Below are 11,956 nucleotides of genomic sequence, written 5' to 3' on the forward strand. Positions count from 1 at the left end.
AATTGGAATCGGCGGCGCTGTGTGAATCCATGCCCCGATAGTAGGCGCAAATGGTTACACGTCGCTCCGTTGGCGCCGGATCAGCGGCCGCAGCCGCCCACCATCACAGCTGCTGGGTCACCCAGCCGGTCACCGAGGCCAGCGCTGCAGGCAGTTTGGACGCATCGGTGCCACCGGCCATGGCCATGTCGGGCTTGCCACCGCCTTTGCCACCGACCTGCTGGGCCACAAAATTCACCAGTTCGCCGGCCTTGATGCGGCCCACGCTGTCGGCCGTGACGCCCGCGGCGATCTGCACCTTGTCGCCATCGACAGCGGCCAGCACGATGGCAGCGGTCTTGAGCTTGTCCTTGAGCTTGTCCATGGTGTCGCGCAGGGTTTTGGCGTCCGCACCGGGCAGCACCACGGCCAGCACCTTCATGCCCTTCACCTCGACGGCCTGCGTCAGCAACTCGTCGCCCTGGGCGGAAGCCAGCTTGCCCTTGAGCGCGGCGACTTCCTTCTCCAGCGTGCGGGCGTTTTCCAGCGCCTGGGCAATGCGGGCGTTCAGCTCGGCTACCGGTGCCTTCAAGGTGCTGGCAGCCTGGTTCACGGTGTCTTCCAGGCTTTGCAGATAGGCCAGTGCGTTGGCACCCGTCACGGCCTCGATGCGGCGCACGCCAGCGGCCACGCCGCCCTCGCCCACCACCTTGAACAGGCCAATGTCGCCCGTGCGCTGCACATGGGTGCCGCCACACAGCTCGCGGCTGGTGCCGATGTCGAGCACGCGCACGGTTTCACCATATTTCTCGCCAAACAGCATCATGGCGCCGGTCTTCTGGGCCGATTCAATGTCCATCACGCGGGCCTGCGTGGGCTGGTTGGCCAGGATTTCTTCGTTGACGCGGCGCTCGATCTCGCGGATCTCGGCATCGGTCACGGCGGCGTTGTGGGCAAAGTCAAAACGCGTGCGGTCGGCATTGACCAGGCTGCCCTTTTGCTGCACGTGCGTGCCCAGCACTTCGCGCAGGGCCTTGTGCATGATGTGCGTGACCGAGTGGTTGCGCATGGTGGCGGCGCGCACGGCCGTGTTGACCTGGGCCTGCACCGTGTCGCCCACATTGAGCGTGCCCTCTTCGAGCGTGCCGTGGTGGCCAAACACATCGGCCTTGATCTTGAGGGTGTCGCCCACCGCAAAACGGGCCGAACCGCTGGTGATGACGCCTTCGTCCCCCACCTGCCCGCCGCTTTCGGCGTAGAACGGGGTCGTGTCCAGCACCACCACGCCATTTTGACCGGCTTTCAGGGCTGCAGCGCTTGTCCCATCTACGTAGATAGCTATGATTTTTGTAGTCTCTGCCAGATGTTCATAGCCGGTGAACTGGTTGGCCGCACCGGTGTACTCCAGCACCTTGTCCATCTTGAACTTGCCCGCGGCGCGGGCCTGGGCCTTCTGCTTTTCCATGGCAGTCTTGAAGCCCGCCTCGTCCACTTCCACGTCGCGCTCGCGGCACACGTCGTTGGTCAGGTCCAGCGGGAAGCCGTAGGTGTCGTGCAGCTTGAAGGCCACGTCGCCGGGCAGCACCTTGGCGCCGCCATCCAGGGCGGCGTCCAGAATTTCCATGCCGTTGGCCAGCGTCTCGAAGAAGCGCTCTTCTTCGGTCTTGAGCACCTCGGTGATGCGCTGCTCTTGCGCGCGCAGTGAGGGGTAGGCATCGCCCATCAGGCGCACCAGGTCGGCCACCAACTTGTGAAAGAACGGCGTCTTCTTGCCCAGCTTGTAGCCGTGGCGGATGGCGCGGCGCACGATGCGGCGCTGCACGTAGCCCCGGCCTTCGTTGCTGGGGATCACACCGTCACTCACCAAAAACGCGGTGGCGCGGATGTGGTCGGCGATCACGCGCAAAGATTTGTGGTTCAGGTCCGTCTCGCCGGTTTCGCGCGCAGCGGCCTTGATGAGCGCATCGAACAGGTCGATCTCGTAGTTGCTGTGCACATGCTGCAAGATGGCGGCCAGGCGCTCCAGGCCCATGCCGGTGTCCACGCAGGGCGCGGGCAGCGGCGTCACCGCGCCGGTTTCGTCCATGTTGAACTGCATGAACACGTTGTTCCAGATCTCGATGAAGCGGTCGCCGTCTTCATCGGGGCTGCCCGGCGGGCCGCCGGCAATGTGGTCGCCGTGGTCGTAGAAAATTTCGCTGCAGGGGCCGCAGGGGCCGGTGTCGGCCATCATCCAGAAGTTGTCGCTCTTGTAGCGCCCGCCCTTGTTGTCACCAATGCGGATCACACGCTCGGGCGGCAGGCCGATTTCCTTGGTCCAGATGTCGTAGGCCTCATCGTCCTCCTGGTACACGGTGGCCAGCAGGCGATCAGCAGGCAGCTTGTAAACCTCGGTCAGCAGCTCCCACGCCCATTTCAGCGACTCGCGCTTGAAGTAGTCGCCAAAGCTCCAGTTGCCCAGCATTTCAAAGAAGGTGTGGTGGCGCGCGGTGTAACCCACGTTCTCCAGGTCGTTGTGCTTGCCGCCGGCGCGCAGGCAGGCCTGCACCGACACGGCCCGGTTGTAGGGGCGCTTGTCGGTGCCCAGAAACACGTCCTTGAACTGCACCATGCCCGAGTTGGTGAACATCAGCGTCGGGTCGTTGCCGGGCACCAGCGGGCTGGACGCCACGATGGTGTGGCCCTTGGAGGCAAAAAAGTCCAGAAATGACTTGCGGATGTCGGCAACGGTGAATGTAGGGGTCATGGGCTTTTTCTTCACGAACGGAGATGCTGCGGCAGGCCTGCGCTGTTACCAGCAGGCGAACGGGGGATTTTAGGGGGTTTCACGCGCCCCCACCCCCCGCCCTGATGCCCAGCCTCCAACCCGAATCCCGCCGTCAACCCTGCTGGGTCGTCATTTCCAGTTTCACGATGCGGCCGTCCACCGGATGGTGGACGATCTCGACGCGGTTGCCGTCCTTGTCCCAGCCGTGCATCTTGTAGCAGCTGGCTTTGGTGACGGCGAAGCGCTCGATCGAGTAGCCCGCATCCACCAGCTTTTGCAGCATTTGCGCCTGCGTCAACCGGGTGTCATTGCGGCCCGCGGTGCACGATGGGGAATCGGCAAAAGCGGATGTGCCCAGCAGCAGTGCAGCGGCTGCGGTGCAAAGGGTAAGGGTCTTCATGGTCATCTCCTGTTGGCATGCCGGATTGACATGGGGATCATTGTGAAAACGCCCCCTGAAGATCGGCTGAACACGCCGCACCATGAACCTGCGCTGCGCCCAAACTCGCCGGGTGCTACGCTTAGACACCAACCGCCCAAACGAGACAAGCATGGACACCAAAACCTCTCCCCTCGCCCAGCTCAATGACCCCACCCTGCTCAAGACCGATGGCCTGATCAACGGCCAATGGGTGGCAGGCACCAGCCGTTTTGACGTGCACGACCCCGCCACGGGCCTCAAACTGGCCGACGTGGCCAACCTGGGCCCGCAGGACGCCGAGGCGGCGATTGCTGCCGCCAACGCCGCCTGGCCCGCCTGGAAGACCAAGACCGCCAAGGAGCGCAGCATCATCCTGCGCAAGTGGTACGACCTGCTCATGGCAAATCAGGACGACCTGGGCCGCATCATGACCGCCGAACAAGGCAAGCCGCTTGCTGAAGCCAAGGGCGAAGTCGCCTATGGCGCGAGCTTTGTGGAATGGTTTGCCGAAGAAGCCAAGCGCATCAACGGCGAAACCCTGCCCCAGTTCGACAACAGCCGTCGCCTGCTGGTCCTGAAGCAACCCATCGGCGTGTGCGCCGCCATCACGCCCTGGAACTTTCCGCTGGCCATGATCACGCGCAAAGTTGCGCCTGCGCTGGCAGCCGGCTGCCCCGTGGTCATCAAGCCGGCCGAGCTGACCCCGCTCACGGCCCTGGCCGTGGCCGAGTTGGCCCAGCGTGCTGGCATCCCGGCAGGCGTGCTCAACATCCTGAGTGCCGACGCCGCCAATTCGATCGCCATCGGCAAGGTACTGTGCGCCAGCGATGTGGTGCGCCACATCAGCTTCACCGGCAGCACCGAAGTGGGCCGCATCCTGATGGCGCAATCGGCACCCACCGTGAAGAAGATGTCGCTGGAACTGGGCGGCAATGCGCCCTTCATCGTGTTCGACGACGCCGACATCGACAGCGCCGTGGAAGGCGCCTTTGCCAGCAAATACCGCAACGCCGGCCAGACCTGCGTGTGCACCAACCGCTTTTACGTGCAGGAAGGCGTGTACGACGAGTTCGTGACCAAGTTTGCCGCCAAAGTGAAAACCGCCAAGGTCGGCAACGGCTTCGAGGACGGCGTGAACCAGGGCCCGCTGATCGAGGAAGCCGCGCTGGTGAAGGTGCAGCGCCATGTCGATGACGCCGTTGCCAAGGGCGGCCAGGTGGTTGCAGGCGGCAAGCGTCTACCAAACCTGGGCTCGGGCCAGTTCTTCGAGCCCACGGTGGTGGCAGGTGCCACGGCCGACATGCTGTGCGCGCGCGAAGAAACCTTTGGCCCTTTTGCGCCGGTCTTTTCCTTCAAGACCGAGCAGGAAGCCATCAATGCAGCCAACGCCACCGAGTTCGGCCTGGCCAGCTATTTCTACAGCCGCGACGTGGGCCGCATCTTCCGCGTGAGCGAGGCGCTCGAATACGGCATGGTCGGCATCAACGTGGGCATTCTGGCCACCGAGCATGTGCCGTTTGGCGGCGTTAAGCAGTCAGGCCTGGGCCGCGAGGGATCGCACTACGGCATCGACGACTACGTGGAAATCAAGTACCTGTGCCTGGGCGACATTCAGAAGTGACCGGCACAGGGCCGGTGAGACGTTGATATATTTTTGATAGCTGCCAGCGCTTACTGGATAAGCGCTAGCGGCCAAAAACACTTCAAATCATTCCACGTCATTTGCGGACCAGGGCGGACTTCACACCAAGGCCCGCCCACACCGCAAAGAACACCGCCGCCCCAAACACCCAGCCCGACAGCGCCCCAGCCATGCCACCCGACAGCAACGTGCCAATGGTGCAGCCCAGGCCCGTCATGGCGCCCCAGCCCAACAGCACGCCACCCAAAAGACCCCGCGCCGCATCGCGCCCAGTAGGCCAGCGCGGCGCAAACTGGCGGCTTGCCAAGGCGGCAATGAATGCCCCCGCCACCAGCCCTGCCAGCAGCATTGCATTGGGAGTGAACCAGGTGGACTGTGGCGCAGTCGCGCAGCCCGCAAAGCCGTCAAGCCCGTCCAGCCGATCGGGAATCCACCCCTGCCCCTGCGCCCACTGGCGCGCCGCACTGCCCAGCGTGGCGGTCACACCCAGGGGACGCATGCGCACTATGGCAAACGCGCCAATCAGTCCCACGGCCAGCCCGCCCACTCAGTAGCACCAGCGCCCGTCCCACAGGTTGTGCCACACGGCCCGCAAGGGCCGCACCACACGCGCCTGTGGGGGCCCCGCAGTTTCGCGCGCAAAGCCGCGCCACAGCCACGCCGCCAGCAAGCCCAACCCACCCAGTTGCACCGCCAATGCCCCGCCATACCCCAGGTGGGCCGGCAGCCACACCACCGGCGCATCGGCCACGCTCAGGCTGTACAGCGCGTTCCAGGTCTTGAAGCCCACAATGAAGCCCAGCGCCGAGCCGACAAGCGCAAACGGCGACACCGCCGAGCCCTCGGCCAGCCGGTACCAGTGCGCGCTGATGCACGAGCCCGACACCACCATGCCCGCGCCAAACGACAAGCCCGCCGCCACCAGCACCCAGCTCACCGGGCCGATGTGCATGTCAGGCGGCAGCTTGCCAGGCTGGGGCACCGGCAGCCAGCCGCCCAGCACCACGGTGTAGCACACCACGCCCACCGCCAGCGCCAGCACGATGGCCAGCAGACCGCGCGGATTGCGGTCTTCAAACCAGTCGCGCGCATGGCAATAAAAGCAGAACCGCGAGCGCTGCAGCCCCAGCCCCAGCACCGCACCCGTGACCAGCGCAAACACCAGCGTGCGCCCGCCTGGCAGGCCCTGCAAAGCCTGGGCCGCCACGCCCAGCGCCACCAGCAGCGCCACAGCCGCCAAAGAAGTGAAGTTGATCCTGAATGTCATAAGCCTGCGCAAAAAAAGCCCGCACAAAGGCGGGCTGTAAAAGAGACCCCCTACCGAAAGTCACAACGTGTTTTTCCCTGTTGCGCCCTCTTCCCCATTGCGTGTTGCTTACTTGGCAGCCCAGATGGTGCCTGCCGGGTTCGAGATAGGCACACCCACCGCATTGCCGTATTCGGTCCACGAACCGTCATAGTTCTTCACGCTGTAGCCCAGGATCTTGGACAGCGCGAACCAGGTGTGGCTGGAACGCTCGCCGATGCGGCAGTAGGTGATGATGGGCCGGCTGCCATCCACGCCCACGCTGGCGTAGACAGGGCCAAACGGCCACAGGATCAATAGTGGCCGTGCTCCATCCTTCACGGTGCGGTTGAACCGCTCCAGCCAATCTAGCCGTGATGCTGCGTACATCAGCCCAGGCTTTTGAACTTGAAGAAGCATCGCGTTGAACGGTGCGAAGTTGCGCAGCCGGATCACAAAATCGAGTAGCGCACGGTAGTCTTTGCCTGTTCGATACAGCCGTGAATCCGCGAGAAGCTGATCCAGCAAGGCCTGGCTGCTTCGGTTTCCAAAAGGTCCATTTGCTGCATGACTCCTCCATCGTGACTGCGAATTTAGTGACACTGCGCATGTGTCGCGCTCTTGAAAAGCCCGCCAACTCGCATCCTGCAGATGTCTGCCGCTTACGCTCCCCAATGAATGCGCTGGCCTGCCTCATCCAGGTGAATGGTCTCGCGCCCGTAGTTGAATCGCGGCGCATCCATGTCTACCGGTTCCAGCCGCAAGTGCCCACCGCACTCATGCTGAAACCCGCTGCACACCCCGTTGTCATCAAACTTGAGGGGTTGGGTGCTTGCACTTCCGCAAGTCAGGCAGCGGCATTCATTCCCACGAGTCTCGGCCAGCTTGATCTGCCCGCGCAGTTCATCTGCTCGCATTTGAAGTGTGTCGGCGCCTTGACCAAATAGACGATAGACCCAGCGCTTGATCCGATGGACAGGGGTGGCAAAGGTGGCGTTCAGTGCGTCCAGTTCGGTCTGCAGGGGGGCAATCGCTGGTTGGGCACCCTCCACATCGCGGGGATTGCGACAGTCGCTGCACCAACGCATTTCACGGTGGCCATTGACAGCGGTCCCGTCCGCAAAGTGATACGCCAGTGTGATGCGCCGGAATACCAGAAAACCACGGTAGTCGCACGCGGTGCAGCTGAGGCGGCCGTCGGGCAAAGACATGGTTACGCCGTTTCGGAGGTTAAATTTTCTGGGTGACGAACATCATCCATTTCTGCTTGTGAGGCATGCTTGCCCATCACGTCTTGCATGGCAGACATGCTGCCCACGATGACATCCCACGCCCAGGTGCCAAGACCGCCTTGCGCATTCACGGCCTGCACCCACTGGTCCATTGCGCGCCGCTTGGCCTGGTCCTGGGGTGAATCCTCGCCCTTGATTTCCAGCACCAAGGTCTTGCCCGATTTGAATCGCACCAGAAAATCGGGGATGTACTTGCGCTTGGTGCCGTTCCACAAATACAGGATGTGGAAGCCCAGGTGGTCGTTTTTCACCCATGCTGCGACGTCTGAGTGCGTCTCGGCCACATTCGCAGCGTATTTCTCCCACCCGCTGTCCACCACGATGTGGCTGATCTGGCTGCGCTGCGTGGGCTCGGCCACGCGGGTGGTGTACCAGGTGCGCATGTCACGGGTGCTGCCCACCGGCCGCTCGCCGTCAAACACCGCCTCCAGCCGCAAGGTGTTCTGCTCGATCACATAGGCCATCAGGTGCTGAACGATGGCATCCATGTGCATCGAGAACAGAATCCGCTTGCGCAGCGAGTCCTGGTGGAACAGAGACGGAATATCGATCTTGCTGGAAGCCAGAAACGCCTCCACCAGCCGCACCAACTGAAACAGCAGATATTCCCGCTGCCCTTTGAACTGGTGCTGCAACTGCTCAAACGCCTTCTGCGCTGCCTTGAACACCAGCCGCTGCAGCCGGAATTCCTCGGGCAAGTTCTCAAGGTCGATGGTGACGATCTGGCTCCAGTCGGCTGCGCCGCCCAGCGCAGGGGCAATGTCCGCGTGCAGCGCCACCTTCGCGGGGTCAATTGTCAGCGGCGGCACCTTGCTCCACTCCACCACCAGCTGCGGGCGCACCACCTGGTCCACCCGCAGGATGTTGGGCCATTTGATCTCATGCACTTGCCGCTCGGGCAGGGCCTTGATCTGCACACTGGGCTTGGGCGGCGGCGGCGGCGGGCCTTCGCCGCCGGGTGGCATGGCCACAGACAGCGGCACGCCAAACACATTCACAAATTCGGGCGCGTACAGGCCCGTGGCCGGGTCGATGTCGTAGGCCACGCGGCGCAGGCCCCGGCCAATCACCTGCTCGCACAGCAACTGACTGGTAAAGGCGCGCAGCCCCATGATGTGCGTCACCGTCTTGGCGTCCCAGCCCTCCGACAGCATGGCCACCGACACCACGTTCTGCAGGTCTTGCCCGATCTGGCCGGACTTGCCCACGGTATCCACCAGCTCGCGCAGCACTTCTTCTTTCTTGGTGCTGCTGGCCTGCCAACGCTCTTTGTGCGTGGGCGTTATGCGTGCGGCCTGCACGATGCTGCGCAGACGGGCGTCGTAATCCTTGTCCGCTGACGCCGCCTCGCCCACCTCGGCTTTTTCTAGCACTTTCGAGTCCACCCGCAGCGTGCGGTGGGCATCGTGCAGCTCCGTCCACTGCGCGTGGCCCTTGGTGAAATAGTGCTCCACGCGCGCTGCCGTCTCGGTACGGTTGCACACCGTCAGCATCACCGGGGGCGACAGGTGCCCCTGCGCCGCCCAGTCGGCAGCTGTGGCGCGCCAGTCGGCGCCCAGCAGCGTGTAGGCTTGCTGCACCAGCGCAGGCAGGGGCTCGTGGGCCTCGGCCTTGCGGTTCAGGTCTTCCGCCACGTCGGGCTCGCGGTACAGGTGGTAGAGCTTGGGGCGCAGCGTTTGCGCGTTGGGCAGGGCATCGTCGCGGACCACCACGCGCGGCGTTTTCACCAGCCCGGCCTCGATGGCATCGTTCAGACCAAAGTCCGACACCACCCAGGTGAACAGGCCCGCTTCGGTGTTGGTACGCCCCGTGGGCGCAAACGGCGTGGCCGACAGGTCAAAGCAGCGCGCAATGCGCCGTGTTTTGTGAATGCGGTCCAGCCCTTCCACCCAGCGGGTTGCCTCGTCCAGGTCAATGCCAAAGGCCTCGGCATCGGCCTTGCTCACCTTGATGTCGGCGGGCTTGCGGTAGGCATGGTGCGCCTCGTCGTTGATGACCACCAGGTTTTTGGCGTTGGCCAGCGTGCCCAACACGCGCCGGGTATAAGCCTCGTCGCTCTCCTTGCCCTTTTTCACCACCGAGCGCTCTTGCTCTTTCAGCGGCATCAGGGTGTGCCAGTTTTCAATCAGGATGTCGGCCCGGTTGAGCTTTTGCCGCAGTGCCTCGGAGGGGCACAGCTCGAATTGGTCGTAATAATTGTTCTCATGCCCGGGCATCAGCACCTGCAGGCGCGACTTCACCGTCAGGCCCGGCGCAACCAGAAAGATGGCGCTCGAATACTTGCGCGGCGACTTGGGGTAGGTCAGCGCATTGAGCACCTGCCAGGTGATGATCATGGCCATCACGGTGGTTTTTCCGCTGCCCGTGGCCATTTTGTTGCACAGCCGCTCAAACTCGCCGCCGTCGCCCTGGATGTAGATGCCCTGGCGGTATTCGGGCAGCGCCTCCAGGTGCCAGATCAGCGTCTCGATGGCTTCGAGCTGGCAGAAGTAGAAAGGGTACTGGCGGCGCGACACCTTGTCTGCATCCCACCAGTGCTGCAGCAGACCCAGCGTCACAGCCGTGGTGCCCGGCCAGCCATCAGCCCGCCACTGGCGCACCCGGTCGCGGATGGTATCCACCAGCGGGATGGAAACCTGCCGCCGCGTGTTCTCGCGCGTGTCGATGATTTCGTAGCCCGCCGGGCGGCGTGCAGGCTCCAGCCGCAGGGTGCGGTCAGCGTTCTCGGCCCAGTGCTGCTGCGGCTCGGTGAAGGCCGAGTTGATGATGAGGGAGGTGGGTGAGGTCAAAACGCTTCACTTCATAAAGGTTTGCAGGCGATTCAAAGTGCGCGCCAGGCTGGGGGAGTGCGCCATGGCAGCGTCCACACTCCAGCCCTCACGGACAAACTGGCCCAGGCGTTCGTTGTACAGCGGCCCAATGGACACCGCACTGCCTTGCGCCGGCACCAGTTCTGCCGCCAGCCGCTTGTTGCGGCTGCGCCGCACCAGATTGATCAGCTCTTGCTTTGGGTCGGCCAAAGACTCGGGCGCCGCTGAAATTTTGTTGACGGGTATGCCCGCAAAGCCAGCAAAACCCTCCCGGTCGGCCAGAACCCAGGCCTCCGCCTCGCGCACCGCCACCCGAAACAGCATGGACTTGGGCACGCTGGCAACCCCCCACTGCGCGCGCAGCTGCGGGGCGCACGCGCTCTGGTCCAAGTCCACCAGCACCACATGTGGCAAAGCCCGGCTGGCGCTGCGGTATTTGGCGATGGATTTGTAAATATTGCCCACCCCGCGCTCCACCAGCGGCCGCAGCACCGTATAGCCGCGCCCGCAATGGGCCAGCAGCTTTTCCATCAAGACCAGGCTCAACACGTCTTCCACCACCAAGGCGATTTCCAGCGGCTCGGTCATGGTTAAAAAATGGAAAGCTGGGTCAACTCGCCCGGCGGCGCCTTGCGCACCATGGCATCGGCCACGTTGTAGCCTGCCGCTACCAGTTTCAACTCTTGGGCGGTGGCAGGCACAACACGCGTGCCTTCCGCCGATGGCACCAGCCGCAGCACATCGCGCGGGTCCACGCTGCTGTGCTCCAGCAAGGCCTCGCTGTGGGTGGTCACAAACACCTGGCGGCGGTGCTTGGCCTGGCGCTGCATTTGCCACAGCAGGGGCGGAATTTGCCGAACAATCGACTCGTTCAACGACAACTCGGGCTCCTCCAGCAGCAGCAAAGAGCCGCCATCGAGCAGGCTCCACATGATGCCGAGCAGGCGCAGCGTGCCATCCGAAAACTGGTCTTCACGCTGCCAGCCCGCATCGGGCCGCCAATGCTCGTACAGCGCCTCCAGATGGGGCGTGCCCGTGGCACTGTCCCGGCTGAATTTGAGGTCGCGCATATTGGGCACACAGGCCCGAAGGGCTGACTCGATTTTTTTCAACCGGGCATCTCGGGTGCGGTCCTGGGTTTTGGCAATGCGCTCCAGAAACGACTGACCGAATGGGTCGCCTTCCAGCAAAGCGGTGGCGCCCAGCTCAGCATGTTTGAGCAATTGCGGCACCAGATGCAGATAGGTCAGCGCGCCAAAAAACTGCGCAATGTCCCGAAAATCCTTGTTGGCGTTAACTTGCTCCAAGCTGGTTTCCGTCAAGCGCTCACGGTCTGCCTGGTCTTCTGGGTTGTGGGGGCGGTCCAGCAGCACGGCGCCTGTGCGCAAATCTTCCACCTGCTCCTTGCTGACCACCACCCGCTGCTTGCCTTTGCCCTCGCTGCGAAAAGCCAGGCAGTAACGCCAGATGGCAGGCGTATCTATTTTTTCTGCCAGATCGACCTCGATCAGCACCTCCGGATCGCGCCGCGCCAACAGGCAGCGCACCTTGGTCATTCCGCCGCGCGCCTCCACGGCGCGCTGCAGTCCACCGCCCTTGGGTTTGGCCACATCACGCAAAAACCGGAAAACATCAAGCAGGTTCGATTTGCCAGAAGCGTTCGCCCCAATCACGAACACCCGATCGCGCAAATCCACCTCGATTTTTTTGAAGTTGCGCCAGTTTTGTAGTTTGAGTCTTGAAATCAGCACTGCGCTCTC

The 11,956-nt window shown here is 63.3% G+C and carries 7 protein-coding genes and 2 pseudogenes; 1 reads left to right on the plus strand and 8 read right to left on the minus strand.

From position 1 onward, the window contains the following. Positions 1-103: 103 nt before the first annotated feature. Positions 104-2,725, minus strand: a complete 2,622-nt coding sequence (gene alaS / locus CCX87_RS10210; RefSeq protein ID WP_087746024.1) for an alanine--tRNA ligase — start codon at positions 2,723-2,725, stop codon at positions 104-106. A 133-nt stretch (positions 2,726-2,858) separates the two neighbouring features. After that, positions 2,859-3,146, minus strand: coding sequence for a PepSY domain-containing protein (locus CCX87_RS10215; protein WP_087748283.1), 288 nt, complete (start codon positions 3,144-3,146; stop codon positions 2,859-2,861). Between the two features lie 151 nt (positions 3,147-3,297). Here CCX87_RS10215 and CCX87_RS10220 point away from each other — a divergent pair, with 151 nt between their 5' ends. Beyond that, positions 3,298-4,788 (plus strand): NAD-dependent succinate-semialdehyde dehydrogenase, encoded by a 1,491-nt coding sequence (locus tag CCX87_RS10220; protein WP_087746026.1) that lies wholly within the window; start codon positions 3,298-3,300, stop codon positions 4,786-4,788. 97 nt (positions 4,789-4,885) lie between these two features. On the opposite strand, the pseudogene CCX87_RS10225 reads toward CCX87_RS10220, so the two are convergent. The 6 genes and pseudogenes from CCX87_RS10225 to CCX87_RS10250 form a co-directional block, all read right to left on the minus strand. Then, positions 4,886-6,076: pseudogene (locus CCX87_RS10225) on the minus strand (YeeE/YedE family protein). A 108-nt stretch (positions 6,077-6,184) separates the two neighbouring features. Continuing rightward, positions 6,185-6,388: pseudogene (locus CCX87_RS10230) on the minus strand (sulfurtransferase); the annotation flags it as partial. Between the two features lie 368 nt (positions 6,389-6,756). After that, entirely contained in the window at positions 6,757-7,305 is a 549-nt protein-coding gene (locus CCX87_RS10235) for a hypothetical protein (protein WP_087746029.1), read from the minus strand. A gap of 2 nt (positions 7,306-7,307) precedes the next feature. Beyond that, positions 7,308-10,175 (minus strand): BPTD_3080 family restriction endonuclease, encoded by a 2,868-nt coding sequence (locus CCX87_RS10240; RefSeq protein WP_087746031.1) that lies wholly within the window; start codon positions 10,173-10,175, stop codon positions 7,308-7,310. Positions 10,176-10,181: 6 nt separating this feature from the next. Next, positions 10,182-10,784 (minus strand): hypothetical protein, encoded by a 603-nt coding sequence (locus tag CCX87_RS10245; protein ID WP_087746033.1) that lies wholly within the window; start codon positions 10,782-10,784, stop codon positions 10,182-10,184. A gap of 2 nt (positions 10,785-10,786) precedes the next feature. After that, positions 10,787-11,947 (minus strand): AAA family ATPase, encoded by a 1,161-nt coding sequence (locus CCX87_RS10250; RefSeq protein WP_232476378.1) that lies wholly within the window; start codon positions 11,945-11,947, stop codon positions 10,787-10,789. Between the last annotated feature and the right edge of the window lie 9 nt (positions 11,948-11,956).

The sequence above is a fragment of the Acidovorax sp. T1 genome (assembly GCF_002176815.1).
GTDB lineage: Bacteria > Pseudomonadota > Gammaproteobacteria > Burkholderiales > Burkholderiaceae_C > Acidovorax.